Here is a 25,504-nt window from a genome sequence, read left to right on the forward strand (position 1 = left end):
CCAGATCAGTGCTCAAGGTAGACCTCTAACGTCTACTTCTGGCACATAAAGCAATATTCAGAAACTTCGAATACTACGTTAGCTCACTTTACTGCAAAAACCGTAACCAACGTTTTCATTGAGTCACCGGGAACCATAACAAAGTGCATTTTGCTCCCCACATGCTGCCAGAACTCGGCCTCTTGAGCATATTTTTTTGCTTTTTGGATAGCGACGTTTTCTGGCAACTGAGTTTTAGTTAGCCCCGAACATAGCAGCTTTGAGCACAAAGCCTTCCAAGGATGCTTAGGTACACCGCCTGAAAGCCGTTCCACAAACCTTTCCAGTGCATGACGAGTCACCACGACAGGCCCAATGTTCGGAACGTTGATGACCTCATCGATTTCTCTCACGGTAGCATTATCGACGCTGTATTCTTCGAAGGAATATGAGAGCCAATCTTCCCGTTTCTCTACCGATATCTGTGCTTCCTGGTAACGGGTGAGCAAGAACCTGGTCAGGCTGTAAAGTGAATGCTGAGTTGAGCGTTGTTTCTGTAACTTTTTGATGGCTCCTTTACTGACTCGGATTTGAAGCCCATTGCCGCTTCGGTTACTCCCCATCACCTCTTTCACTGACAATAGGTGGTGAATAGCATAAAGCTCAGCTGCAATTAGCTTTTGCTGCTCAGGTAACTTGTCGTATTGCTCACCTAAATCGACCTTTAGCTCACCAGCTCTTCGAAGGCCGGTCTTCCAGTAAACCGTAAATTCACCATCAATCTGCTTTGTCAAAAGGGTTAAAACCATCATGTTTGTTTCTCCTACTGGTTATCTATTTTTCATTCTCCATGTTTTTTCAAATATGCAAGGCGCAAAAAAAGGGGCCGAAGCCCCTTCGATCAGATATGAACTTTAGGAAAGCCCATGGCTCCGTAAACATTCAGCACATCATTCCAATCCCAACTTTTCACGCCAAGTGACGTTGGTATCGGAGGGATCAGAACTTGTGTCAGAATGCCTTTTTGCCAGGCTTTTTTCTTGAGTTCATTCGCTGCATTCAGGCCGGTCTCAGAGAGATCGTGATCTGCCCAGATGTACAGCATTTTCACATTACTTGGTGGTTCAAACCTAGCCAGTAGCGTTGCATTCACAACCGACCAACATGTCTGTCCCGTAGCTCTGGTAACCGCTAAAGCTGTTTCGATGCCTTCAGAAACACCTAATACCTCACCAGGCTCACCTATCGGAATGGCACCACCAGTGATTGTTCTGTCACTTGGTATCGGCATCATCTTTTTAGGCTTTTCAACCGGCGCTTTGAATCCATCTTCACTTAGGTAGATCCGATGAAACGTGGCCGAACGCCCTTGCTGAGTAACGATTTTACCTAGCAGCGCTGGGTAGCTATCGATAAACAAGCCATCTTCATCATGGTAAGGCAAGTTTGGATGATACCTCAGCACCGAATCCCATTCAGGACGAAGCCGGGTAACAATGCCACGACGATGCATGTAGTTCCAAACTGGTTGCGCACGAGTATCTGTAAGAGATAACGTTTCTCCCCAGGTTTGATTCAAGCGATGGATAATCGCTTTGTCCTCTTCCTGCTTTCTAGCCTTCCAGTCAACAGCGTTACTCGGTATTACCCGAGTTGGTACTTGTCCGGGTTGAATACCTAGAGCTTGACCGATTGCTTCAATAGACTGAGCAAAGTTCCATCCATTAATCCAAGACAACAGTTCAAAGCCATCATGAAAGATCCCGCAGGTGTTACAAACGCCACCTCCGGTATATTCAGCATCTTTGAACAGCCTAAAGCCATCACGACCGCCATGAACAGGACAAGCCACATGACGGCCTTTTCGAGCAATAGCGGCATCAAGTTCTGGCACCAACGCCGCCAGTATTTGAAGCCATTGGCCATTAAGATATGGCCTTACAGTTTCAATTTGTAAAGGTAACGCCATATAACCTCCTTAAGTAAAAAGCCGACTCCTACCACAAGTGATAAAAGTCAGATCTGGGCCTGCATTGAGCCGTTTGGTTAATGCAGGAACGTTAGTCAAGCTGGATACCATGTCGTCTTAATAGCCACATGATGGAATCACGAAGCACATCAGGATCGACAACCGCAGCCATTGCGCAAACACGAAAGCAAAATGGCGTTAATTCGTCATTTTGAATCCACGACAACACATCCTTTCGCAATCGAGTACTGACACGACCGTCCAGCAATACACGGATCGCATCCAATAGAATGCCTTCGCGTAACTGCCAGATTTCCGTGTCAGACCAAGTGACAGGGGCATCATCAAACTCAAATAGAAATTCGAGCTGTGCTGATGTGTGCTGATGGGACTGCTTTTGTGATGTAGGAGAATGGGCAATACGCCCATTCATTACAGATAACCGCGTTCGGCAAGCGAAACGCAGCCCTCGGATGCGACCACGACATGGTCAAGCGTTCGAATATCAACAAGTGACAAGGCGTCACGAAGTCGATGAGTGATGCGTTTATCAGCTTCACTGGGTTCAGGATCACCCGATGGATGGTTATGAACCAGTATCACTGCTGCCGCATTAAATTCCAACGCCCGCTTTGTTACTTCCCTTGGATACACGCTCGCTGCATCTAAAGTGCCTTTGAACAGCTCTTCAAATCGAATAACGCGATGCTTTGTATCAAGAAACAGCACGCCAAAGACTTCGTGCTCATACTCGTGCATCAGTGTTTGCAGGTATGAGAACGCCGATGATGGCTGTTCAATTTTGCGACCTTTACTCAATCGACCACGGGCAAGCTTGAGCGCCATATCTAAGATATCCGCTTCAGTCACTTGCTCAGGAACGATGTAAGTACCGGCTTCTTCGCCAGCTAAGAATTTTTTGTTTTTCATAGGAGTCTCCAAAAAAAACGGAGACGAACCCATGTCCTGAAGGGGACGGAATCGTCCCCGCAGGGTGGTAAAATTGATGTGGTTACTGAATTAACAGTTGTTGTGTTACTTCGAATAACTCACGCTTCAGATCTTTGACGTCGTTAATCACGATGCTTTGAGGAAAGAATTTCTCAACACTGCGTGTTTGAATCCCGATCCCCAGCAGCTCAAAGCCACTGCGTCTGCACCGATCAACAATGTCATGCGTAGCAGCCCAATCATCTGGGTCACCATCCGTTAGCACTATCATTAGCTTTCGCTTCTGTTTTTGTGCTAACAAACTGTTTGCCGCAAACCACATCGCTTGTGCCATAGGCGTACAACCTCGTGGTTTTTGGTCAAAACAGGCGGCCCGATGTCGAACCGATTGCTTGGGCAATAACGCGATAGAAACTTCCTGATGAATACCAGGAAAATAACTGACCGCAGGTACAACACCCGGTATACCTTCCAATGCAATGGCCAAAGCCAAAGCGGCTTCATTGGCAACATGAAAGTACTTGCGATTACCTTCGCCAATGGGTTTACCCATTGAGCCCGATATATCGACAAGCAAGTGCACAGCAGCATTGGGCGCAATGCGCGGCTGCCTTTGAATAAACAATCTCGACTCACCTGCTTGGGAAGCGGCAAGACGATGGGTTGCAACTCGAAGACCGTGCCGTTTGGCATGACTCCTATTGTCCTGACTGGACTGAACCATACCTCTAAGTCGGGCTCGAATTTGAGCCGACTCAGACGCCGATAAGGTCAAGATGGCCTCATCACCTAACATAGCTTGCTCTGCTTGGGGCAAACTGAGAGGTGTGACGCCCTGATGTCCTTCAGCTTGTTCCGACAACACTTCTGCCACTTGGGCAAAGGTATCGGGTTCAAACTGAGCGGCACTGGCCTCTAGGGCTTGTCGCAAATTGTCAGCTTGATCAGAGTTATCTGAATCCCCCGTTTCAGCAGCATCCCCTGTTGCAGACGAACCTGTTTCCGGGGTTTGACTGTCACTACTGCTATTGCTGTCATTACTCGCATCTTGTCCAATGTCATCACCGCCATCAGCATCAGACTCATCCTGTGGTGGACGAGATTCTTCTTCCAACATGGCAACGATGGCATCGACAAGTTTCAGCACTTCACCTGTAGATGCAAGGCTAGGCACTGCTGTCAGCATGGCGCTTAACCGGCTCATCGCTGCGGCAGGAAAGAGTTGTCTCACTCTTTCATCAACCGCTTGATACAGATGTGTCAGCGATTTCTGACCCAGAAAATGGCATCTCAAGCGGAACAACAACCATGCTTGCAAGTTAGATGCAGGCTCAAGCTGTTCAGGTACACACATTTGCTGTGTGTCCACCATGTACTCAATCACTTGCGAAATACTGCGCCGGGTTCCGGGGTAATCCTTTGCCAATTCGTTTTCAATGCGAACGTCCTCAATGATATTGAGAAGTGCCTTACGGATCGGCTTGGACGACGCCTTCTGCACCATGTCAAAATTGGTATGCCGAATATGCGCCGCTTCATGAGCCAGATAACCCCAAGCTATCTGTTGATAGTGTGGGTCGTCTGGGTTTGCTGTTGGGATCACAATCCGCTCACCATCGGTAAACGCATCTTGTCCTTGAATAAGCACCTTCACACCAAACTTTTCGCCATAAGCTGCGGCAACGATTGGCAGTGCGTTTTTTAATGGATGATTCATGGGAGTCTCCTAATCATTAGGGGGAATACTCCCTCAGCGGGAGCGTTTCCCCGCTGGGAATGTAAGTGTTTAAACCTGTGCTTTTAGCTTATCCAGGTCGTATTTTTGACCTAACCAAGCCACCAATTGAGCTGGACTCTCGTGCTGCTCAAATGACGTTTTAAGCTGGTCTAAACTCAGGATGTCATCCAATGTCAGACCGTACTGGTCTTGTAACTGAGTAGACACCTCGTGTTGATATTGCAGCCAGGCACGCTCAAAAGCGGTTTGCTGCAATGCCATGTTTGGAACAAACACCATGGCCGTTACCCAAGCTCCTTGTGCGTCCGCATCTGCGATCAGCACAGGGTTCTTGGGGATCACGACACTATGTGTTGAGTACGACCGTTGTACTAACATTCGACAACACGCCACTTCTGGTATTGATTCACTTTCAACAGCATCAGTCACACCACGAAAATGCGGTTCAAACTGGTTCAGTTGGCTGGGGTAATGGATGGTTGATTGCATAATTTCCTCTTACTTAGTTCAGAGGACAAGCGCCCTTCAGGGCAACATGCCCTCAAGGACGTTAAAAATAAAATGAGTTTGGTACAGTCGAACCAAGGTTTGGTCTGACGGTTGGTTGGGGTATTGCACGCAAGTTATCTGCCTGAGCAGATACTGGCTGTGCGGGTTTAGGTTCAGGTTTGGGCATCAGTTGTCTGATATCCAATTGACCTTCACCGTGCATTCTCATCTTGTCTGGATCAGACAAAATTAAAATGGTCGCCATCAGTTCGTGATAGAGATTGTCTGTCACAGGGCCGGCCTTCGGCAGACGAACAAATAAATTGTCCATCGCTTCAACCATTGGCTGAACTCGGTGATCCAGGAATGACAAACCATCCAACTTGTCTCTTAACCGCTTCAGAGGATTAAGGGCACGCTGACTGATTTGATTCTTTCCTGCAACGGAACGCTCAAACAGTTCATTGGCATCACGAGCCACCTCCCTAAAGAGGGTGTGCCCCATGCCATTGACCTTGTCATCTAAGCCGCCAGCTTGTTCAGCCGGTTGCATTCGATAGATGGCATAATCGAACTGAAGCCGTTGTTCCACGTCTTCGATGGGTGATAATGCACGCCGGATTGCATCTGCAAAATCCGGGTGTTTTGCAACCCAGTCAAAAGTCACCTGATCATAGTTGTCCAAGAACAACTGCTTGCACTGCGCAAACTCCTGACCGATCCGGTCAAGCTCTGGAACAATCTGATCAATTCGGTCTTCAGGGACGGCATAGCCACCTAAAAACCGCACACCGACTTGCTCACACAAGCGCTGCGCTTCTTTCTTAAGCCTTTCAAAGTTCGCCAATGCCTCAGGGTCGCAAATTTTTTTACTCCCTAAGCTGGCAACATCCTTCGGTGGAAGTTGGCTGCCATTGGCTAGTCTGAAATCTTCAGGCCTTAGTTTTTTTCTACCGCTCCAGATGGAACAGTCGATGTGACAAATCAAAAGTTTGTCGAGGGTTTGAATACTCATAGTGCATCCTCATGCGAGATGGGGACACACCACTCCCAACAGGAGCAATGGCCCCCGTTTGGGTGGAAGTAGTTGACGCGCTAATGGCAATACCACTATCAGAAATAGTAATTTTGCGAATCAGGCGACGATTGGTTGAGATCGATTTTCGCAGGCATTAAGTCCAGTGCTTCAGCTATCGGGCGAACCCGCTCTAAATCACTGCCTAGCAACCGCAATACATCTTTTTCCAACTTCAGTTGGTCGGATACTTCTATCCCTTCAGGACTCGCTACTGTGAGCGAACACAGTGGTGGTAATTGACGCTTAAAGGCCAGTAACAGCAACAACGGCCAAGGGCCATCATCAGTGTTAACAATGCCAGCGCCTTCACCTGACACCATGCTGATTTGATTGGTACTAGGTAATCCGCTTTTGCAAAACCCTAATGACCATTCTCCAATCCTGACCTGGTTATCATCAATGACAGCCAAGCCATAGGCTTCAAGCAGCTTTGCCATATCGAACAACGCTTTTTGCGCCAGCGAGATTTGGCCATTGACGTCCTTGCGAGTACGAAACTCCCAACTGACGTTATTGGCGCACGCGACACTATCTAGCGCATTTGAGAGTTCAAATGGCCGCCCTTGATGATCAATGCCGACGTGTCCAACCAATCGATAACCCTTGTTGATTTTCTCATTGATTCTTCGGTCTGCTTCTGCGTTAGGATCAGTCGAGTCAATCAATCGCTGCTGCGACAATTGACCAGCTTTTCCAAACCGAACTTCAATCGTCCGGGAATCTGATCCAACGTAAATGGCCCATTCTTTGGCTGTCCCATCAGAATGACTGTAACGGTAAAGAGCAAAGCACTTTTCCATCATCAATCCTCCCAGTGGTCACCGAAGACATCAGCGGCAATACGGTGAATGGCTTCTCGTTGCTCCAACTCAGCACGAGCCGTCAAAGACCGAACCAGTGCATACTCCACTGCGTTAGGAGCACCTTTGAAAGCAAGTGTTAACTTTGCCCAGCGCACCAAGGTCCTTGTGGACATGGTGATACTAAGCTCAGCACCGCCATCCGCGCCGCCAATAAAAAGACGACGGATGTCACCTGCTACTTTCACCATTTTTTGGCGAAAGACTTCTGGCAAGCCCGGCGCAACGTTCTCCAGAATGGCTTCCTCTACAGATGGCTCTGCATAGGTCGCTTCAATGATTCTAAAGCGATCAAGGAAAGCCAAATTCTGTTGAAGCACGCCTTGATACAAGCCCGTTTGATCACCGCTGCCCGCACTGTTGCCGGTTGCGATAAAACGAAACTTGTTATGTGGCATGATGATCTCACCGCCATTTTGTGCGATGACCAACGGGGCACCTTCCAAAATGTCATTGAGTCCAGCCAGTTCAGCAGGCTCAGCAAGATCCATTTCATTAATGATCAGCATATGGCCATGCTTGACAGCCAGTGCCAGCGGTCCATACACAAAGGTCATGTTGCCATTAACCAGCGTGTGGTGACCGATAAGATCGGACAACTCCAATCTACCATGAGCAGTAATTTGCTGAACAGGCCAATTCAATCGAGAAGCAACTTGGCAAATTAGCGAGGTCTTACCGCATCCAGTGGGGCCTGTAATATACAAACCGTCACCGTCTGGGTTAGACAAAAACGCCAATACGTCACGTAAGTCTTCTTTTCTAAAAACATACTCGTCCTTGCGAACGGGAATGTTTGGATGGGTAGTGTCGGCACTAAATCCTTCCAGAACGAAAGCATCAGGAGCCGGGACATTAAACGCTTGATTCACTTGAACCAAAAATGGGGATTGTTCAGTCATGGTAAACCTCATCTGTTTTGACGAGGCCCCATGCCCCAACAGGGACTGAAGTCCCCGTCGGGTGGTGTGTTGATTGTGGTATGGCTGTGTATGTTAGAGTTCAGCTCGCTCTATCATTCGTATCCAGCATTGGCTACGAGTGAAACTGCTTTATGATGCACTCGATGTAAGCGCATTAGAAAGGAGCCGAAATCGGCTCCAAGTGAACGTTAAAAATAAAATGAGCTCGGCGAGTCACCTGGCAGAACCAAGTTCTCTTGCTCAAGGCTGATTTTGATTGGTGTTTCAACGGGCTGATCTGGCTTATTGGTGCTGATGCGCAACCGCTCTTGTGGCGCTTTTCGGTAAGCGGCTAAAACCTGTTCGTCCAGCTCGCCTAATTTATCGGTGGCCAATTGCTTATAGTCCACCGTACCCGCCATCATGTAGCGGCTGAGTTTGACCCCAGCATAATCGGCATGAGCGTAGTTACCCATCATGGCGACCAATTTTGACTGAGCTTCTCGCATTTCATCTTTCAAAGATTTGATGTGATTTTCCAGTCGGACAACTTCAGCATGTGCTGAGCAATATTGCCGAGACAGCGATGTCCAGCGGTATTGGGCTTCACCCTTGGGAACAAAACAATCTTGCTCAGGGCATTTTGACGGTTCTTTTTTAGTCTGTACTAACTCCCAAAACTGAAGCGCCGTTTCTTGCAATTCAGCTAAGAACGCCGCGTCTCGTTGTATTTCAAACTCAATCAGTTGATCCTCAAAATAGAAAACCAACCAACCTCGCGTGCTATTGGCGACCAGTATTTGATGCTGTACTTGCACCCAATACAACTGATACGCCTCGCTTTGTTCTCTGTGAGCTTGCACATCCTCAAAAACTGACTGGCAAGGACATTTCAATTCAACGGGTTCGCCCGCATCGTTGATGCCATCAAAGCTGGCTCGAAAGATTGCGTTATGATCGGCTTCTGCACATAGCGGCAGAAGAAAGTCATTATGCACATTCTCAAATGCTCGCCTTGCTTGAGGCTCCAACCGTATACCGCGAAGCACATTTGGATTATTCGACAGGTCTTCCGGTAATACGAATCCGGTTTTTTCTGCCCATAATCGCCAAGGTGTTTTGTAGGGTGAACGCCCCATAATAATTGGGGCTTCAGATGCCGTAACCCCTGCAATGCGCCACTGGTGCCATGCAGGAGTACGTTGTGATAGGTCGATAACCTTCATATTGCCTCCTTTGAGGGGAGACTCCCCCGAAGGAGAGAACTCCCCTTCAGGGTTAAGTGGTTACTTTGCAGCTTGTGCTAACGCTGTTTGGTGCTGAACAACACTTGCTTGAACCGAATCAATTGCCGCTTTACCGGCTTGAATCGAACCTAAGACAAGGGCAACAACCAATACCAAGCGAAAAAGTGAGGCTGATTTAGTCATGGAAGATCTCCAAAAAAAGACGAGACCTTCCCCCTGACGGGAGAATAATCCCGCCAGGGTTAGTAAAATAAATGCGTGGCGCTAAGAAGCTAAAGGCTGTGTGAGCGCTTTGGCTGCTTGTTGCTGTGCATTAAATATTTCTTGTTTCGCAAACGTCAGCTCAACACCTTGAAAATGTTCATTGGCATATTCCAATGCACTATTCCAAGCGTTTGAAGCTTCCGCCCGCTCGATAAGCTTGTAAACAAGCCCTCGGGTTCGATCATCAACTTGCTCAGGTGGAATCACCGATGGCTCAACAACGTGTGTTGCTTGGCCTTCGATAATTCGCTCAGCTTCGTCTTGATCGAAAATTCCCACAAAGCCAAACGCAATGCGGGAACACTGGATCATGGATTTATGTCTTAGCATTCGCTTAGTGTGCGTCTGCCATGGACCATCTACCCGGTAAGGGCCATTTTTGCCGTTACCTTCAAAAGGCGGTCGATAGACTTCATCCAGATACTCAGTGATTTTGACTGGGTGCGAACGGTCGCGCCGATAGATGATGCATTCCATCCATTCCGGGCATTCTTTCGCGCCATCTAGGGAGACTTTGTTTTCTGAAGTCTTAAACTCCATGCCATCAAACTGGTCGTGTTGATTGATGATGCGAGACCATCCATCGACACCTACCACTGGAATAATTCCAGCTTGTTTATCAGGGAACGCAAAAATCTCTTTGGTGAAAGGGTTCAAGCCGTACTGATCTGCAACCACCAAGAGCGCCATCATCTGCTCATTGGTCGGTGCACTACCGTCACGTTGCTTGAATGCTGTTGCTTTTAGGGTATCGAACAGTTTGTTTGGATCGACACTAAAGCGCTCAGCAAAGCGTTGGATTAGCTTTGGTTTTTCCATTGTGGACTCCGACAATCAAAGTGGGAGTCTGCCCCTGACGGGAAAGTACTCCCGGCTGGGTTAAAGCGTTTTCGCTCGGTTAAAAATCTGGTTCAGGATAAGTTTGTGCCCAATTAGCTTGGGAGCTCGCATCATCCGCCGGTGATGGCTCAGATGCTTTATTCACACTATCAAGAAGCAGAAACTCGTCCGCGTCCACTTCGGTCAATCGATGCTTAATGCCATCTTTCTCCCATGAGCGCGTGCGCTGAGGCCCTTGAACAAAAAGCTTCGCTCCTTTTTGGATCAAATCTTTTGCCCTTAGCCCTAACTTAAATCCACCACGATCTCGAAAAACAACCCGATGCCATTCCGCATGCTCTTTGAGCTCATTGGATTGACGGTCGCGCCATTTCTCAGAAGTGGCCAGCGAAATGCTGGTCACCAAATCACCTGATGGATAGGCTCGCGTCTCTGGCTCAGCGCCAACGTAGCCTATGAGTGTTACTTGGTTTTTCATGATGTTCTCCTCGTCTTAGTTGAACTCTGTGCACACAGTCGCTTCTACCCGGCTGGGCAAAGAAGACTGACGGCGCAGATAGGTTGGTATTTCGAGTAAAGCCATGTCGTACTGATGTGGCTCTTTGTAAAACGCAGATGTCAAACGGGGCATACCAGGAGCGTTAGGCACTGCCATTGGACGACGTTTTGGTGTTGGTGTGAGCAATCGCTTGATTTGAGTAAGTACAAATCGAAACGGGCGCACGCTTTGACGAGCAAGCAATCGCAAAAGCGACCAGCTCAGTTTTGCAAGCAACATAATGCCTGCGATTTGGATAATAAATCCGAAGATATATTCCATGGGTGACTCCTTATGTTGGTTTTGAAGGAGTCACCCCCAACTGGGGAAAACTCCCCCAGTTGGGTGGTGAAAAGGCGAACCGCAAGGAACGCATGGTTGAGCATGTAAAAACATGCAGGCTATTTGTTTAAGGAGGCTAGCTACCTCTTAGTACCACTGAGAATACTCAGCGGCGGGCTTCCTTTGAGCTCATGCTCTCCGGCGCAGATATCACTGAAACAGATCAGCAATATTTGATAGTCAGTGTAACCGTCTTATCCGGACAGGATAGTTAGAAAGATGCTCAATTCTTCCACCTAGCTGAAAGGCCATAACCTCACAAAGGATTAGGCTAGGGACTGATTATTGTCATATCAGGAGCAAACTTATGGCCCAAGCAAAACCCAATTACTCGAAACCCATCTTTGAACAATCATTCACAATTAATAGCTTACAGGCGCAACGTGTCGTTGACCGTGTTTTTAGACGGACGGTCAGTGCGCTTTACGGAATCGATGTCATCCTACGCATCATTGGCGATGAGAACGAAATTGATGAAGTGGAACAGATCATTAGCCAGTTGATCGAAGATTGCGCTAAGGCAGTAGACAGCGAACAAGCTCGTTTGGACAAACTGATGGAGTCCAACGGCATCGATGAAGTACCTGACTACACCGACCCGATTACCTTCAACGCAAAAATCAGCTCGCCCCAGGTTGGCCAGTTTGTCGGCTTAGTTCGCAAACTCGATGCGTTGATGATCTCAATGGACACACTTTGGTTATCTAGCGTGCTTAGCAACAAACAACGTGTTGATGGCAACTACGCATGGCAACAGCGCATTATCAAACTGGCTAGGCGCATTATTGATATCGAAATTCGAGCACGAAAATCAGCCCAAGCTAAGGGTAAAGAAGCAGAAGTTGAGCAAGCGGTGCCTTCAACCGATGACGATATCACTGAAGAGGAAACAGATAACCCCGCCAACTAGCCAACTAGGCTCCCCTCAACCAGCCCCTCTCGAAGGGGCTTTTTCAATTCAGATAGTATCCCAAAACTCTCTGTTACTTCTCAAGTGTAATTACAGTTGACTTAAAATGTAATGATCATTACTATAATTGTAAGTAACATTACTTATGAGTGTCAGCAATGCAAATTGAACTATCGCAAGAAACTTACCTTCGCCTTGGTAAACACGTAATAGGATTTGAGACACCGGATAACGTGATCTGTAGGCTTCTTGATTTCTATGAATCCAGAACGGTGACTGAAAAACCAGAATTAGTATTTATTCCAAGTGAAGATGAATTTAGGCAATGCTTGATAAATCAAAAGCAAGCTTGGAAGGTTTTTCAATATGCTGATGGCCGAGTCTCAACTGAAGAATGGTCTGCTCAACAATTTGGAGAGCATTCGAACCTTAAATCCAATATTTGGTCTGGAGCCTTGAGAGGCTGGAAAAATAAAGGAATCGTTAGATTAACATTAACAACAGAAAAGCCTGATATTGAAGCTTTTAGATTGTTAAAACATGAAGGGGAAGTAGATATGGTAGAGCTACGCGTTGGAAAATTAGTTAAAGAACACATTGATGCCATTATCGGGTTTTGCAGTCAAACAGCTGATCATTTGGAGTTATTGAAAAACCTTGACTGGTGCAAAGAACACTTTGGTATATCTTTTCCGTTGATCATGATTTCAACGGAAGCGTCCAAAAATTATCATGAACGGTATTGGGTCAAAGAGTATTCAATTAATGGTCAATCATACCGTTTCTGTAGTCAGTTTGGAGGCAGTAACGCTGTAGGGACTAAAACGTTGTCTGAATACCATGGTGAGAAATTTCTAGCTTACTTAAAAAGTTTTAAATTACTAAAGCCAGCTTATACGGATCAGAAAATTCGTTTTATTGTAAAAAGTTAAGAGGCATTTATGAATGCGTTTGAAGCAATGAGCGAGCTAGCTTCACAAGAAAAATGGTGCTGGAATTTAAACTGTACTACCTGTGGTCAACTTCATTTTCGATTTGGTCTAGTTGAACTAACTCAAGGAAAACACCCTTTTGATCATAATTGGGTGGTGAAAAGAGCACAATCAAATTATTCAGTTAAAATTGGGCAATTTCCCTATACTTTTACTCCAGAACAACAGCGTAAAATAGTTGATATCTGCATAACTGCCGACCTAGTAAAGATTTCAAAAAACTGCGTATTTCCTGATTGGCTTGGCTATCTTGGTCTAGTATTAACATTTACAAAAAGTGACCCTTTGCTATACAAGAAGCTTTGCACAGTCTGGTCAAGTCAACTAGCAAGAATGGTTCGTACGGATTCAATTATTTATAAAAAGCTTAACGATGCAGCATTAGGAGTTTCCGTTTTAGACAACAAAGATCTAGAGCATTGTGAGAATAACATCATTTCTCAACATAAATATTTTGCTAGGGATTCTAGTCGCTGATATTTGCACTTAAAAAATCATATCCGCATCAAGTATTGAAACATCCTAGAAGAAAAGTCATAGCAACCACAAAGTGCTAAAATGGTTACCTTAAGGCGCATTATGCTCATTAAAGTAACCAACATGGAACATTGTTGACGCAGCTATTTTAGAAGGACGTGCTCAATTATTCCCTGAGATTTCTTCCGTCGCCTCCTGACGCAGTTTCTGTACATCCATTCCGTTTAGCCGTTCAATGGCTCTATCTGCGGCACTTTGACGGTTTCCATCAACGTTTAGCGTACTTCCTGAGCCTGTGAGTCGTTCCAGATCCAGTGACGGTACTTCGGGTAGGTTGCCTGTTATCGATAAGATACCTATCCATTCATCCAGATTGACTTGGCTCCAATCTACCTGGTTTAACTGACTCGCGGTCAAACCTTCACAGTTTGGTGACTTGGCACTGCCCCAACCAAAGCCCAATTGAGGACGTACTTGTTCTTGAATGATCCGTGAAAGTGGCGAAGTAAAGCAGCAATATGACTGCCGCTTTTCAACACAGGCACCTAAGAACTTAGACTTGCAATAAGAGCCTACATAGTGGCAACTCTTCAATACCCGCTTGGCGTTCATCTCAAACTCACTCTGCTCACATTTCCAGATAAGCTGAATGAGGATCATGGTGACTGAATAAATCATGTAGGCCGTCATAACCGTACTCAGAACAGCGCCCGCAGCGCCCCCTAGGGCAAAGTTGCCGCCAGAAACGACACCATCAGCTCCAACCGCACCACCAACGTTACTAAACAGTGCCGATTGCGCCCCCGAACCAAAGGTAGTGCCTACCCATTCAGCCGTTTTGTTAGTTAGCACCTGCATGAAGCCTGTCGCAGCTTGCTCCGCTCCCGCGCCAGCAGCCGTTGATGGTCCAGCCCCCATGAGAGAGTCCCATGCAGACACAAAAGGCTCTTTAACCGCACTCCAGGTACTCGTTATCGGTTCCCTAAGCGTATTCCACGAACCATAGATTGCCGAAGACGGATTCATGGCCATGACTGCCGTATCAAGTTTGTTAACCGCCACTATCATCGTGATGTAGTCCGATAACGACACGCCACTTGGCTTTTCACAGCAATCTACTATGCCGCCAACGGCTTTTTTACACTGGCCAGCATTACCTTTAAAGACCGTACACTCGACATTGTCTTGGCCATCAGCTCCCGTGCATGACATATCATTGGTCATAAACTGCGCCGCATTAAGCATCGCTGCGGCTTCTGCAAAATTAGCCTGCTTGATTGACTCTGGCTCTAAACAATCTGTGCCCATACAGCGAACTGGCCCCTCACAGTTGTATTGAGTTTCCATTCGTGCATTTTGCACTTCAACGTTTTGTCCGCAGTCATACACCAAATTTTGGATATAACAGAAGCCTTCATGACCAGCCCCGCCTTCAGTGCATTCGGTTCTGACATACTGACAGGCCGGGTTTTGCTCTAGCGCGGCACACGTATTGGTGGTCGTGTTTTGTCCGTTATTGACGATGGTTTGTGTATTACCATTGGCATCTACCCAGCTATCTGAGCTGCCCATGTTGAACTCTGGATGAGAAGTCGAAGCATTGTAGGTCGCTCTTGCCCTCCAGCATGAGAGCCCTAATCCATCAGAGCTGCCGCGACTGGTTAAATGAGCAGGAGACGAAACAACCGCCGGATAAAGGCTTCCAAGATTGGCCAACTCGCCACTACCAACCGTTAACCCTTCAATTCGTTTTGTGCCCGTATCCAAACACTGCCACTGCACCGCAGTGAACTGATCCGTTTGCATCAAGCATTGGTCTATGCCCGGATCACTTGATTGATGAACAACGTCCTGTTCTAAGTACTTGCCGGAGAAGGTCAATGAAGCGCTCAGTTTCGCAGGAGCCAAGCACTTCTGAACTTCTCGGCTGCAAGTATCGAAATCGACTTTGTTCCAGCCGGACTCGCATCTGGAACGAGTGATTTCCTGAGGTTCATGCCACGAAATAATCGACCCATTAACGACCTTGCACAATGAGCCAACCAAGGTTCCTTTTGGACAGGTCATTTCAGGGTACTTAATCGACGGTTTCGTCTCAGTCACCGTTTCCTTATTGCCCGTCAGTGAGAGTGTCGTTTTCCAACCATTTGCCTTGGATGGCGACTCGGTGACTTTTATCTCAGTATTTTGATTATCAAAAATCCTCAGCGTCGCGTTTCCAGTTTGCATAGTACTGCTGTGCTGTGGAACAAAACTGAGCGTTTCGGAGCTAAAGCAACCACGCTCAATGGACCAGCTTTGTTGATGGGTTTCAGCGGATACACGTCGCTCTAACTGACACTGAGTAAGCGTGCTGATCTTCTCGCACACCTGGTAATCCGGTACATGCTTGGTTTCAGTAAATGGCGTAATCGTCTGAGTAGACTCACAGGCCTCAAAACTACTCGGCATAAGATTGGATACCACACACTTTGGATCGCTGGTTTGCAATCCACAGTCATAGGTATCGGTAAAACGAATACATTCATCTTTATCATTGGTTTCGGCACATTCTGACGACATGAATCCACAGGAAGGATTCGTTTCAAGCACTTGGCAGGCCTGATTTTCAATCCCTTTATAGCTTTCGTCATCCACACTAACTTGTACACGCCGACACAAAGGCGATATGCCAGCCACAGGGCTAGGGGCAAAGTAGGATTCACAGACTGAAACACCATTGACCACCGTACATCCGTTGGTTGAAGAAGGCTGATCCGTGCATTGAATGCTGTAGTCTGAAAACTTCGTCGGGATATCCGCTGCTTGTTCGATACAGGACTCTGGTGACCAACTATCATTCATCACCACCTTGGTTGGATCAAAGCGCACCTTGATGCGTGCATAGCCCTCACCACTACCCGTTACCGATACGCGAATTTTTACCGGCACTTCTAAACCGGGCTCTACCGCTTTTAGCTTGGCGGTGAGGTCAGTATTAGGATTGCGTTCCCAACTGGTACTGAGCTCGCAGCGACCTGCCGTTTCTGGTGGAAAGTTATTGTTCGGCCCAGACCAGACTTTCTGATCGCCAAGCCACACCTGCATGTAGTCATCCCATTTGGCGTACTCAAGAACGGCTGAGGTAATCGCATCGGGGTTCACGACTTTGAGTGTGATGGCCTGTTCAAACACTTTACAACGGCCACTCCAGTAGTTGTCGCCTATTCGTCCAATCCAAACTTCAAGACATCCCTCACCACAAGAGCGAAGGTTCATTGGTCCTGAAACATGCTCAATAATGCCTGCCGTGTAATCGTGAGTAATAGTGCAGCTGTTAACCGCTGTATTGAGCCTGTCGCATTGCTGGTAATTTGGGCTACCTTCACCTTGAGACTCACAGCCTGGGAAGCTTTGGGTTAATAGATTGGGGTCAGTTTGAACCGCATCAGTTAATGCCCAAAGCGGATCATTGACCATATCTGGCCGAGACCTGTCTTTGATTTGCTGTAGCGAGCGAAACGCCTCACCCGTAGCGCTACTTTCGGATGCCATGCTCTCTTGGCGCTGCGTCCCCAATTGATTCATGCTGGCATCAGAGCCATAAACGCCCGTTAAGACATCCAATGAGCCTTGATCCATACCAGGGAAAAGCTCTTGCAAGTTAATCGTCTCATTACCACTTCCAGTCGGCACCGACAATGTATTGCCATTGAGTGCGGGCATCGTCCAGTTTTGCAGTAATTGCTTACCTTCTTGTTGTCCGCTTAGGCCGGATTGGCGCTGCACATCAGCGGCCACACCATGTAAGGGCAAGCACGCCATAGTGATTGATAAAACACCCGCTAAAACTCGGGTAAAAAGTGTTGGTTTCATAGTTAACCTCCCGAGTTACAGCAGTCTTGCCAGCGCCACAAAATGTAGAGCGCATCTTCACCGGCACCGGGGATCGTTCGCCACTCTCCCCATTTCATGGTGCTTTCACCGATGACATGTGCACTTTCAGTTTCCGGTACAGGGAAGAACATACTCATCTTGTATTGGGATTTCGGCAGCATGGGTTCGATAACAGGTCGGCATAGCGCACTGTTCCCCATTGTTCGCCTTGCAAGACCACGCCTGTGTTGAGCCGCGATTGCACGCGCCGCTAAATGGCTGGTGTTTTCTGCTAATGAGCCAAAGGCTAAGGTGTGGCCAGATAACGGGTAGAGATGGCCCCAACTGCCAGCACACCAAAACAACTGATCGATGGGTTTACCAAGCGTTGATGAGGCAGCGTCAGCGGTACAAGCAGATATAGCCAATGGATTGGCAACGGCAGCAGCTTCAGGCTGAGTAAAAAAGGCCAGTTCATCGTTCATCCATGTGGGGTCCAATTCGGACAAATACATCAAGTCAAAGTCCATGTAACCATCGGCATTGCAATTGCCATCCATGAACAAATCGAGCATGACCAAAAGCGGAAAGGCGTAATAATGGTAATGGTAGAAAGCGAGATCACCGGTATCGTATTCACCCTCGCCATGACCACCTTGCAGTCGCCTATCACCTAACGGTAAACGAATCCCTCCCAGGGAAGGCGAGCAACCCGGCGTTCTGACCAGTTCAATCAAACGCGCTGGCTCCCACATGCTGGTAACAATACCTGGCCTTGGCACGCCTAAGTTATCTTCACATAAGCAAAATGACTTGTTTGATGCGCCGCTTGGGACACTGCCAGAGCCAAGAGGAAGACCCGCAACTCGGATAGGAAAAATGCATGACCAGCAAACATCCGTCAGCAACTTACCCGACAATAAACCCGCGTCTGGGCAGGTCAGTTCGGCTTTTGCAGGAATAGATGCGCCAAGGACAAACATGACAACGAGAGTCCGCAACAGACGATACGTATTATTGAGCTTTTTCATGAACAAGCTCCTTTACTGGAATTTCTTCTATTTCAAACGCGAGCCCCTTTGCTTGAACAAACGATGGGGTGACTTGCAGATCAAAGCGCTGCTTTAGCGAGGCATTGAGAAGGTAAACCGGACTATCCAATGTCTTTTCGAGTGCATTGAGGCGATTCCAGCCTTGGGCACGGTCGAGCTGCGTGGTGATAAGCGTAATGCGGCGCAGTGTCCTATCTTGCGTCTCAAGCCAATGCGCTACTGCGTCCACTTCTTCAGCGTTCGACGCATTAAACACCACAAGCTGCTGAGTAAACGGCAAGGCTTTTAGCGGGTTAATACGCGTTCCTGCTGGGATCAATGTTCGGCCATTGGCATCCAATAGTGACCGCTGCATGACGATGGTTGGATCAACCATTCTTATCCGATACTGCGTGGCTTTGGGTAACTCAGTGAAAGTTTGGCGAGACCAGAATCGCTCAATGGCTTTTTTCTTTAACGCGCCCAAGTCAATCGACTGTAAACGCTGCATCGCCACTTGCATCAAATCCGGTTCTAAAATGGAATGAATCGGACCACGTTGACCCAATGAACCGGTATTGCCTGTTTCAATTTGACGCTGCAACCAGTCCTTGCTGTAAACCCCTAGTGCACTTGCAGTCACCTTGTCATCTTCTATGCGGAAAATGGCAGGCACGCTAGTCACCCGCCAGTGCACAAAGGCTTTCGGGTCGATTCGAACCTGAGGAACAGGATCAAGCCCCGTCATCAGGGTATGCCAATCACGGATAGCTGCCCCCAAGGTCTTTCCTTCAGGAATTCCCCGAAACAACACAATAGCGCCGGTAGAACTGGCCTCTTTAAATAGCTGCTTCAGTGAGGAATCTCCCAGTGAGGACGACGCAAATATCAACCATTCATCGTCGTGTTTGAGCGACTCAGGTTGTTCAATCGGTGAAAAAGGCTCGATAAATTCAGATGAACCATCCACAGCACTTTGTAAAATGTTGCGGCTCATTTCGACGATCTTTTTGTCCTCGTCAGACAACGGATAAGGCTCTTGTGCCCAGGACACTTGCACCCAAGCCAATGGAGCAACCAACAAAAATAAGAGGCATAGTCTTCTCATCATCCACCTCCTACCAAAGCGGCCAAGCGCGACCGACAATCTGCTCGCGCTTAACGGCATTCCAATAACGGGAGTCGAAACTCGTTGCGGCCTCACCAGAAAACCAATACTCGTTTTCTTGCAGCGTCAATGAGCGGCTAAATTCTGTTTCAGCCACACCAAGACGCTGGGCTAATGCCATGCCGGTAGAGACTTCAGCACCGTTCACCAGCACATGCTCAGGCGTCACATTGACTTCATCCCCTGGCATCCCTGTTAGGCGTTTCAGCATCCGAGTACCGTCGTTATATAACGGAGCGAGTCCTTTTGAGTGGAAGGCATACAAACCATCCTTAACGGGCTCTTTATTCCATAAGTCAATCAGATACACCGTGGTATCAGGCAGACAGCGCTCTTGCTGGGTATCAATACCTATTCGGTAGCGCATCAGGGCGTAGGTGCCTACCAAGGCCATGATTAACGCAAGAACGGTCAACCGAATGAGATATGGCCGCCAAGGCATTCTTTTACGGAGTATCTGCATGAGACACCTCCTTTGAGCCTACTGGCACGAAAACAGAATCATCAGCGCCAACCACCGCTTGGGCATCCAGCACGATAAAACCGGCTGCTTTTAACTTTTCAATTTGCTGATTGGTCTGAAGCAACCTGGATTCGATGTCTTGTTCGCTGGCATTAGGACCCAGTGACAACACCGCATCCCCAAAATCCACGACTGCAATGGGCGTACTTAACGCCAACTGGCTGTGGATGGGTTCGAGTGTTTTCATTAAGAGCCAGCTGGTCATTAAACCGCTACCAGCAATAGACAAAGTAATAGAGGCCATAAATGGCCAAAGCGTGGACTTATTCATAGCCTCGCTCCTTCAACAACTGAGAGATGGCATCAGCAACAGAAAGGCCTTTGCGCGTTAACTGCTTAATCGCGTTTACATCTTCTGCACGGGACGAGTACAACAGCTTGTGAAACGGATCGACGATAAGGCGGCCAATCCCGGTGCCCATTTCGGTAATAAAGAAAATTTCGGAATAGACACCCGTGACGGTATGAACGGTTTTCAGGTATTCGTAGCCGCCTTCACCTAGTGGCAAGCGACCTTCTTTTTTGAGTGCGTTGATGGTTTCAGCTTTTTGGCCAAGCAGGTACATATTGGCCGAGTTTTCAGCGATGGCTTTACCTGTAGGACTGTCATACAAATCGTTGACCGACTGCGTTACCGTTACAGCACTGCCGCCATATTTTCGAAATCGCCGGTAACCCGTCTCGATGAACTTACCGACATCACCTTGAGTCAGCAGATCCCAGGCTTCGTCAATGAACACAATCTTGCGACGATCCCGCTCACCTAAGTACATCTCTTGTTGGATTTGGTAGATAAGCTGAAGCAACACTACTTGTTGTAGATGCTTACGCCCCTTGAGCTCTTCTAACTCCAGAACGGTGAAACGGTTTTTGAAGCGAATATTGTTGTGACCATTAAAGAAGCGGCCATATTCGCCCTGTGTCGTAAACGGATAGAGCTGCTCACCCACGTCTTGCACACGTCGGTCTTCGTGATTTTTCAAGGCCTCTGCCACATCATCAACCAACATGGCACGACCTTTTTTCTCCCACAGTTCACGGGTCTGACGCTTTAGGTTGGCCATCTGAAAATCGGTTAATGACTGCGTAGGTGCGGCCATTGCGGCCAATAACCCAACCAGTACATCCGCTTCTTCGTCATAGTCCTCAACGATTTCAAACGGATTTAAGCAAATGCCACTGTCCCGCCCGAACTGTAAGAACTCACCGTCATAGACTTCACACAGCTTTTCATAAGAGCGGCCAACATCAATCACCCAGCATTGCCCACCTTCAGATAAGTAGGAAGAGATGATTTCGTTCACCAGGAATGACTTACCCGATCCCGATTGCGCCGCGATGCAACAGTTGTAATTACTGCCCGAGTCATAAAGGGATACACTCATGATCTGGCCATTACGGGAAACAAAGTTAATCACTGGCGTGCCTGTACCTTTCCAATCCGCAAACAAAGGCAACAAAGGGATCACATGCCGTGTCGCCATAGTCTTGAATCGAAACAAGTCGTTCATCGCCTGGCGATCAGCACCAAATGGCAAGGCATTCAGGAAAATGGGCAAACAGAAATACTTGTCTTCCATCAGCTCAAATCCAAGTTCTTTGAAGTAAGTTCGGGCATTTGAAACAGAGCTGATGGACGCTTCTTCCGTTGGTGAAAACAGCGTCAAAGTCATATTTGCCCGAATAGGACGATCACCTTCTTGCAAGGCTTCAAAAAGAACATCAAATCCCTTTTTCTTGGCTGCAAGCACCGGCACAAACTTGAGCATCGGGCCATAGGCCTGATTGACCGCCCATTGACGCTTCGTCTCTAAACGAGATCGCATGGCCTCAGCTGAAGGAAAGTGAATGGTGACATTCAGCAAAAAGCTTCCGCGTAAACCTCGACTGCCCGTCATCATATCGCCCGCAAAACTTGCGGCATGACCAAACCAGATCCGCTCAGGCAAGCGCTTAAATGATAAGGTTTTAACTCGGTAATCACCCAGCATCAGACCTTGGCTATCCACCTTGATAGCTCGGTCATAATCCAACACTTGCTCCCTAAGTGGTTTATCTGCCTCACTGCGGATTGGTGATGGATTGCGCCAAGAAGCATCTTCTCCCCAGTTAAGCTGCGCACTTAATGCCGCGAGCCAGTTTCGGTCAGTCATCTCCGTGACGCGAAAACCAACCGTTGCCAGCGCTTGCGAGAAAGAAGCCCGAAGCGCGGATGCTCGACTCAACTCACGCTCCGTCGGTATAGGACTTTCCAAAGGCAATTTGCAGGTGACGATCAGTTGAAAGTTGCGTACCTGAGTCTGGGTCGATTCTTCTATCGGTTGAACCGTGCCCCCATCGAGAAAATCCGCACGTTTGCGTATCGACGCCCTAAGCAATGGATCGGATTGACGATGCCGTAAGCCCATCATGCGCTGAAGGTCGGTTTGAATATCAGGGGATGCGTACAGGCCAAATTGCAGCAAAGTGTCTTTTGGCCAGTCGTTGTTGAGTAGAACATTAACCCTGTCTGCAACAGACTCATCACCACCCGGCAATGGGTCACATAGAAAACCAAAGCCAACACTCTGGTCTTCCATGAAAAACAGTTGCTCATCGTCGGAATAGGCCAATACTGGCAAGAGCTCTGAAGCGCGTTGCCCTGAATACAGAGAGGCTTTCATTAACGCCCCTCCAACCAAGCAGAAAGATCATAAGGACGGCCTCGGCTGATGCGACCATCATTGGCGACGATGAAAGGCACACCTTGAATGCCCAGGATTTGAGCCGTCACCAAGGTACGCTGCATTGGTTCTAAGTTGCAGGCATCATCCTGTTCTAGGTTACCAATCCGGCCATTCAGCAATGCATCGGTGGCCGCTTTTTTGTCACGCGCACAGCCAAGCTGGCGAACCTGACGCTCTGAATCAGGACCAAGCACTGGCACAGGGAGTATTTGGAAGGTGTATTCTTTGGTTAACGGTAAAGCTTGTTTCAAAAGCTCATGGCAGTGCGGGCATCGTGGGTCAACAAAGACCACCACTTTCTTTTTGCCTTCACCCAGCGTCAGTGGATTCAAATCATCCATTTTTAGGCCAAGACGACTTAAGTCCAGCGTGTTCCCCGCTTCACGAATTTCTTCAAGGCTGGTAAGCGGCTTTTTGGACCAGGCATCATAGAGCGTGCCATCAATGACGAACCGGCCACTGTCTGACATGAAAACAATACGGCCATTGCTTTCGACCGCTTTCATACCCGTGACAGGCAAAGAAACCATGCCGTCAATTTTGCCAACGGGCGACACTTCAGACACAGGTTCAGCTTGAACCAAAGGAGACAGCGCAAGCGCCAGAATAATTGGAGATAGTTTTCGCATGAGGAGTCCTCGTTAATGTAAATCGAGGCTCCAGTCTATGCAGTTGTCCTATGTGGACTCGGTTAGATAGATTGAAGATTTTGTTGTCTTTCTACACTAGCGGCTGTCTTCACTCCAACATTTTTCGAGTATTGACCTTTGGCGTGTAAGAAATCCAAACTTTATCAATCATATTAAAAACAATTTATCAGTATTTAGCTGATGCAAACTCTTCGAAATTAAGCGTTATTGTTCCTTGACTCTGAAATGCATCATCATAGTAAAAAAGTTTTATCATTGATGGGTCATCGCGAAATGGGGACTTATGCCTCACATTGTAGGAGATCAAAAAATCATATCCTCCCGAAGAGCATAAATTAGATAAAAGCATAAAGTTGGGGAAGTCATCTCTATAAGGAGACCAATTTTCCAGAGGAATGTAAGACCTCTTAAGCTCAATTATTGACTTCTCTCGATTTCTACCAAGATAAAACAAATCAATATCGCTAACTGTTATGGAGCCAAGAGATGCTCGCTGCCAATTATGATAAGCACTACTAGTAGCATCATTCACTGACTTCTGGCAGGGCTTATTATTAACTGGAACTCCATATTTCTGATATAGAGATTTTAAACTATCTAGCCCAACAGTAATTTTCTCACCGGATCCCTTATGTATATCGACGCTATCAATCTCTGAACTTGAGTCTTCAAATTCAATTCTTATGGCGGGGATACCGGTTTCTTTGGATAAATTTGAAACTATATGAATTATATTCTGGTCAACTTGCCATGATTTTCCATGAGCAAATACAATTAGTTTTGGGTTAGAACCATGATCTCCATAGACTAATATCCACGCATTCCCAACAACCCAATAATAATCTTCACTTCCATCGAGATTTTCATAAATCGCATTCGTTTTGTAATAATCCATAATTGAACCTTATCGTCCTAAACAGACGATAAGGTTACTTCATTTAAGGCTGTGGCTACAACTATTGCCTCACTGTTAAATTACTCTGTTGATGATTGTCATCACCTGCTCGATTTCTGATGCACTCAGGCCGTAAGGTAAGGTTGCAGACATAACGCTTTCTACGACTGTTGGTGTGTTGTAGAGACCCATACCGCCACCAATGCCCAAGGCAAAAGCCATCAAGCTTTGGCGAGCGATACCGCCCACAATACCCACCAGAACCATGGCTCCCGCTACGATCCGTCCCAAAGTACCTTGGGTCCAGTCTTTTAGGGTATCCCACACATCGGTGAAAGCATCACCACCGGTGCCCGCAAATGAGGGCTCCGAAATCATTAACGCCATCAAACCAAGCGCACCAATGGTCATTAGGCGCTGAGTTTGAATGCTGCGAACTGCATTTGTCATTCGTTAGTTTCTCCGTAGATACTCAAGTTATCGCGCTTACCATCAGCTCCCGCTGAGGCTGAATCGCTTTGAGTCTGAAGTGGACGTAGCACTGGCGAAACAGTTCGAGGTGCTGACACCCCAATATCCCACCGGCGCGGTTCAATTTCGGTAAACACGTAGCTGGATAAATTCAGATCTCCACGGTCATCCTCCCAAGGCGCAATCCAAATCCGCATCACCCTTGAAGGAATGCGAATAGGTGCAGATTGCTGCGTCTCAGGTAATGCTGGATGGCTCAGTAGTCCTGTTTCTAAATCAGATTGTGAATACCCAGAGGGAGAACCAATTCGAGTCGCCACAGCATCAATCGTCTTAGGTGTAGCGCCATTACTGGTAAGCTCATAGACTTCACGAGCGGATAAACAGCGCACACCGTCAGGCATACCTGGGCATCCATATTCACTACTCCCAAGACCCAATGAACTACAGCCAGACAATAAGGTTGAGCCGACTGCCAATAAAAGTAATCCAGCTTTAGACCACTGTTTTGACTGGTGCTTTGGGTTGTTCTGCATTGATGTCGTCATGGTTAACTCTCCTCTGGATACACATCTTATTGTCTGAAACGGACTTCGATCGGTTAGCAAC

Annotated in this window: 27 protein-coding genes; 3 read left to right on the plus strand and 24 right to left on the minus strand. The window is 47.4% G+C overall.

The annotated features are described in order from the left end of the window. Window positions 1–83: 83 nt before the first annotated feature. The 14 genes from SHD_RS08120 to SHD_RS08180 all read right to left on the minus strand — a co-directional run bounded on the left by SHD_RS08120 (window position 84) and on the right by SHD_RS08180 (window position 11,137). Window positions 84–791, minus strand: a complete 708-nt coding sequence (locus tag SHD_RS08120) for a hypothetical protein (RefSeq protein WP_023266665.1) — start codon at window positions 789–791, stop codon at window positions 84–86. Between the two features lie 89 nt (window positions 792–880). Beyond that, a complete protein-coding gene (locus tag SHD_RS08125; RefSeq protein WP_023266666.1) occupies window positions 881–1,948 on the minus strand; it encodes a DUF7146 domain-containing protein in 1,068 nt (355 codons plus the stop codon). Window positions 1,949–2,039: 91 nt separating this feature from the next. Then, window positions 2,040–2,381: a hypothetical protein gene (locus SHD_RS08130; RefSeq protein WP_023266667.1), complete on the minus strand. Its 342-nt coding sequence runs from the start codon at window positions 2,379–2,381 to the stop codon at window positions 2,040–2,042. After that, window positions 2,381–2,878 carry a RadC family protein gene (gene radC / locus SHD_RS08135; protein ID WP_012368361.1) on the minus strand — a complete coding sequence of 166 codons (498 nt, stop codon included), beginning with the start codon at window positions 2,876–2,878 and terminating at the stop codon, window positions 2,381–2,383. The genes SHD_RS08130 and radC overlap by 1 nt, the downstream gene beginning before the upstream one ends. A gap of 82 nt (window positions 2,879–2,960) precedes the next feature. After that, window positions 2,961–4,616, minus strand: a complete 1,656-nt coding sequence (locus SHD_RS08140) for a VWA domain-containing protein (protein WP_023266668.1) — start codon at window positions 4,614–4,616, stop codon at window positions 2,961–2,963. A gap of 69 nt (window positions 4,617–4,685) precedes the next feature. Beyond that, complete coding sequence (locus SHD_RS08145) at window positions 4,686–5,126, minus strand: hypothetical protein (RefSeq protein ID WP_023266669.1); 441 nt, start codon at window positions 5,124–5,126, stop codon at window positions 4,686–4,688. A 61-nt stretch (window positions 5,127–5,187) separates the two neighbouring features. After that, window positions 5,188–6,141 (minus strand): DUF3150 domain-containing protein, encoded by a 954-nt coding sequence (locus SHD_RS08150; protein ID WP_023266670.1) that lies wholly within the window; start codon window positions 6,139–6,141, stop codon window positions 5,188–5,190. A 98-nt stretch (window positions 6,142–6,239) separates the two neighbouring features. Beyond that, on the minus strand, window positions 6,240–7,004 hold the full coding sequence (locus SHD_RS08155) for a hypothetical protein (protein WP_431312090.1): 765 nt from the start codon (window positions 7,002–7,004) through the stop codon (window positions 6,240–6,242). 2 nt (window positions 7,005–7,006) lie between these two features. Beyond that, complete coding sequence (locus tag SHD_RS08160; protein WP_023266672.1) at window positions 7,007–7,966, minus strand: AAA family ATPase; 960 nt, start codon at window positions 7,964–7,966, stop codon at window positions 7,007–7,009. 209 nt (window positions 7,967–8,175) lie between these two features. Next, on the minus strand, window positions 8,176–9,192 hold the full coding sequence (locus tag SHD_RS08165; protein WP_023266673.1) for a YqaJ viral recombinase family nuclease: 1,017 nt from the start codon (window positions 9,190–9,192) through the stop codon (window positions 8,176–8,178). A gap of 60 nt (window positions 9,193–9,252) precedes the next feature. Beyond that, window positions 9,253–9,396 carry a hypothetical protein gene (locus SHD_RS22030; protein ID WP_015066581.1) on the minus strand — a complete coding sequence of 48 codons (144 nt, stop codon included), beginning with the start codon at window positions 9,394–9,396 and terminating at the stop codon, window positions 9,253–9,255. An 81-nt stretch (window positions 9,397–9,477) separates the two neighbouring features. Then, complete coding sequence (gene bet / locus SHD_RS08170; RefSeq protein ID WP_000414662.1) at window positions 9,478–10,296, minus strand: phage recombination protein Bet; 819 nt, start codon at window positions 10,294–10,296, stop codon at window positions 9,478–9,480. A gap of 79 nt (window positions 10,297–10,375) precedes the next feature. Beyond that, on the minus strand, window positions 10,376–10,795 hold the full coding sequence (locus tag SHD_RS08175; protein ID WP_023266674.1) for a single-stranded DNA-binding protein: 420 nt from the start codon (window positions 10,793–10,795) through the stop codon (window positions 10,376–10,378). 15 nt (window positions 10,796–10,810) lie between these two features. After that, on the minus strand, window positions 10,811–11,137 hold the full coding sequence (locus SHD_RS08180; RefSeq protein ID WP_023266675.1) for a hypothetical protein: 327 nt from the start codon (window positions 11,135–11,137) through the stop codon (window positions 10,811–10,813). A gap of 367 nt (window positions 11,138–11,504) precedes the next feature. Between SHD_RS08180 and SHD_RS08185 the strand changes: the two genes are divergently transcribed. From SHD_RS08185 to SHD_RS08195, 3 genes are all read left to right on the plus strand, one after another. Beyond that, window positions 11,505–12,107: a hypothetical protein gene (locus tag SHD_RS08185; RefSeq protein WP_023266676.1), complete on the plus strand. Its 603-nt coding sequence runs from the start codon at window positions 11,505–11,507 to the stop codon at window positions 12,105–12,107. Window positions 12,108–12,265: 158 nt separating this feature from the next. Then, window positions 12,266–13,039, plus strand: coding sequence for a hypothetical protein (locus SHD_RS21430; RefSeq protein WP_023266677.1), 774 nt, complete (start codon window positions 12,266–12,268; stop codon window positions 13,037–13,039). Between the two features lie 9 nt (window positions 13,040–13,048). Further along, a complete protein-coding gene (locus tag SHD_RS08195) occupies window positions 13,049–13,576 on the plus strand; it encodes a hypothetical protein (protein ID WP_023266678.1) in 528 nt (175 codons plus the stop codon). 162 nt (window positions 13,577–13,738) lie between these two features. Here SHD_RS08195 and traN read toward each other — a convergent pair whose 3' ends face one another. The 10 genes from traN to traV all read right to left on the minus strand — a co-directional run bounded on the left by traN (window position 13,739) and on the right by traV (window position 25,443). Next, entirely contained in the window at window positions 13,739–17,431 is a 3,693-nt protein-coding gene (traN, locus tag SHD_RS08200; RefSeq protein ID WP_023266679.1) for a conjugal transfer protein TraN, read from the minus strand. A gap of 2 nt (window positions 17,432–17,433) precedes the next feature. Beyond that, on the minus strand, window positions 17,434–18,462 hold the full coding sequence (locus SHD_RS08205) for a TraU family protein (protein WP_023266680.1): 1,029 nt from the start codon (window positions 18,460–18,462) through the stop codon (window positions 17,434–17,436). Then, window positions 18,446–19,570 carry a TrbC family F-type conjugative pilus assembly protein gene (locus SHD_RS08210; RefSeq protein WP_039977872.1) on the minus strand — a complete coding sequence of 375 codons (1,125 nt, stop codon included), beginning with the start codon at window positions 19,568–19,570 and terminating at the stop codon, window positions 18,446–18,448. The genes SHD_RS08205 and SHD_RS08210 overlap by 17 nt, the downstream gene beginning before the upstream one ends. Before the next feature lie 10 nt (window positions 19,571–19,580). Continuing rightward, the gene (locus tag SHD_RS08215) at window positions 19,581–20,093 is read right to left on the minus strand and encodes a S26 family signal peptidase (RefSeq protein WP_200862646.1); all 513 of its coding nucleotides are present in this window, start codon (window positions 20,091–20,093) and stop codon (window positions 19,581–19,583) included. Then, window positions 20,077–20,424 carry a hypothetical protein gene (locus SHD_RS08220; protein ID WP_007105003.1) on the minus strand — a complete coding sequence of 116 codons (348 nt, stop codon included), beginning with the start codon at window positions 20,422–20,424 and terminating at the stop codon, window positions 20,077–20,079. The genes SHD_RS08215 and SHD_RS08220 overlap by 17 nt, the downstream gene beginning before the upstream one ends. Continuing rightward, complete coding sequence (gene traC, locus SHD_RS08225) at window positions 20,417–22,816, minus strand: type IV secretion system protein TraC (RefSeq protein WP_023266683.1); 2,400 nt, start codon at window positions 22,814–22,816, stop codon at window positions 20,417–20,419. Before traC ends, SHD_RS08220 begins: the two co-directional genes overlap by 8 nt. Next, window positions 22,816–23,508 carry a DsbC family protein gene (locus tag SHD_RS08230; RefSeq protein ID WP_001228924.1) on the minus strand — a complete coding sequence of 231 codons (693 nt, stop codon included), beginning with the start codon at window positions 23,506–23,508 and terminating at the stop codon, window positions 22,816–22,818. The genes traC and SHD_RS08230 overlap by 1 nt, the downstream gene beginning before the upstream one ends. 187 nt (window positions 23,509–23,695) lie before the next feature. Further along, a complete protein-coding gene (locus SHD_RS08235) occupies window positions 23,696–24,424 on the minus strand; it encodes a hypothetical protein (RefSeq protein WP_023266684.1) in 729 nt (242 codons plus the stop codon). 75 nt (window positions 24,425–24,499) lie between these two features. Next, a complete protein-coding gene (traA, locus tag SHD_RS08240; RefSeq protein ID WP_023266685.1) occupies window positions 24,500–24,874 on the minus strand; it encodes a TraA family conjugative transfer protein in 375 nt (124 codons plus the stop codon). Next, window positions 24,871–25,443 carry a type IV conjugative transfer system lipoprotein TraV gene (gene traV, locus SHD_RS08245; RefSeq protein ID WP_023266686.1) on the minus strand — a complete coding sequence of 191 codons (573 nt, stop codon included), beginning with the start codon at window positions 25,441–25,443 and terminating at the stop codon, window positions 24,871–24,873. Before traV ends, traA begins: the two co-directional genes overlap by 4 nt. Between the last annotated feature and the right edge of the window lie 61 nt (window positions 25,444–25,504).

The organism is Shewanella decolorationis S12 (genome assembly GCF_000485795.1).
GTDB classification, from domain to species: domain Bacteria; phylum Pseudomonadota; class Gammaproteobacteria; order Enterobacterales; family Shewanellaceae; genus Shewanella; species Shewanella decolorationis.

Bases quoted from the DNA above. Each gene is read 5' to 3' on its own strand.
- SHD_RS08120 (WP_023266665.1), bottom strand. From the start codon at position 791: ATGATGGTTTTAACCCTTTTGACAAAGCAGATTGATGGTGAATTTACG.
- radC (WP_012368361.1), bottom strand. From the start codon at position 2,878: ATGAAAAACAAAAAATTCTTAGCTGGCGAAGAAGCCGGTACTTACATC.
- SHD_RS08145 (WP_023266669.1), bottom strand. From the start codon at position 5,126: ATGCAATCAACCATCCATTACCCCAGCCAACTGAACCAGTTTGAACCG.
- traA (WP_023266685.1), bottom strand. From the start codon at position 24,874: ATGACAAATGCAGTTCGCAGCATTCAAACTCAGCGCCTAATGACCATT.
- traN (WP_023266679.1), bottom strand. From the start codon at position 17,431: ATGAAACCAACACTTTTTACCCGAGTTTTAGCGGGTGTTTTATCAATC.
- SHD_RS08230 (WP_001228924.1), bottom strand. From the start codon at position 23,508: ATGCGAAAACTATCTCCAATTATTCTGGCGCTTGCGCTGTCTCCTTTG.
- SHD_RS08165 (WP_023266673.1), bottom strand. From the start codon at position 9,192: ATGAAGGTTATCGACCTATCACAACGTACTCCTGCATGGCACCAGTGG.
- SHD_RS08180 (WP_023266675.1), bottom strand. From the start codon at position 11,137: ATGGAATATATCTTCGGATTTATTATCCAAATCGCAGGCATTATGTTG.
- SHD_RS08205 (WP_023266680.1), bottom strand. From the start codon at position 18,462: ATGAAAAAGCTCAATAATACGTATCGTCTGTTGCGGACTCTCGTTGTC.
- SHD_RS08125 (WP_023266666.1), bottom strand. From the start codon at position 1,948: ATGGCGTTACCTTTACAAATTGAAACTGTAAGGCCATATCTTAATGGC.
- SHD_RS08210 (WP_039977872.1), bottom strand. From the start codon at position 19,570: ATGAGAAGACTATGCCTCTTATTTTTGTTGGTTGCTCCATTGGCTTGG.
- SHD_RS08235 (WP_023266684.1), bottom strand. From the start codon at position 24,424: ATGGATTATTACAAAACGAATGCGATTTATGAAAATCTCGATGGAAGT.
- SHD_RS08195 (WP_023266678.1), top strand. From the start codon at position 13,049: ATGAATGCGTTTGAAGCAATGAGCGAGCTAGCTTCACAAGAAAAATGG.
- SHD_RS08140 (WP_023266668.1), bottom strand. From the start codon at position 4,616: ATGAATCATCCATTAAAAAACGCACTGCCAATCGTTGCCGCAGCTTAT.
- SHD_RS08160 (WP_023266672.1), bottom strand. From the start codon at position 7,966: ATGACTGAACAATCCCCATTTTTGGTTCAAGTGAATCAAGCGTTTAAT.
- traV (WP_023266686.1), bottom strand. From the start codon at position 25,443: ATGACGACATCAATGCAGAACAACCCAAAGCACCAGTCAAAACAGTGG.
- SHD_RS21430 (WP_023266677.1), top strand. From the start codon at position 12,266: ATGCAAATTGAACTATCGCAAGAAACTTACCTTCGCCTTGGTAAACAC.
- SHD_RS08150 (WP_023266670.1), bottom strand. From the start codon at position 6,141: ATGAGTATTCAAACCCTCGACAAACTTTTGATTTGTCACATCGACTGT.
- SHD_RS08130 (WP_023266667.1), bottom strand. From the start codon at position 2,381: ATGAATGGGCGTATTGCCCATTCTCCTACATCACAAAAGCAGTCCCAT.
- traC (WP_023266683.1), bottom strand. From the start codon at position 22,816: ATGAAAGCCTCTCTGTATTCAGGGCAACGCGCTTCAGAGCTCTTGCCA.
- SHD_RS08175 (WP_023266674.1), bottom strand. From the start codon at position 10,795: ATGAAAAACCAAGTAACACTCATAGGCTACGTTGGCGCTGAGCCAGAG.
- SHD_RS08155 (WP_431312090.1), bottom strand. From the start codon at position 7,004: ATGGAAAAGTGCTTTGCTCTTTACCGTTACAGTCATTCTGATGGGACA.
- SHD_RS22030 (WP_015066581.1), bottom strand. From the start codon at position 9,396: ATGACTAAATCAGCCTCACTTTTTCGCTTGGTATTGGTTGTTGCCCTT.
- bet (WP_000414662.1), bottom strand. From the start codon at position 10,296: ATGGAAAAACCAAAGCTAATCCAACGCTTTGCTGAGCGCTTTAGTGTC.
- SHD_RS08185 (WP_023266676.1), top strand. From the start codon at position 11,505: ATGGCCCAAGCAAAACCCAATTACTCGAAACCCATCTTTGAACAATCA.
- SHD_RS08215 (WP_200862646.1), bottom strand. From the start codon at position 20,093: ATGCAGATACTCCGTAAAAGAATGCCTTGGCGGCCATATCTCATTCGG.
- SHD_RS08220 (WP_007105003.1), bottom strand. From the start codon at position 20,424: ATGAATAAGTCCACGCTTTGGCCATTTATGGCCTCTATTACTTTGTCT.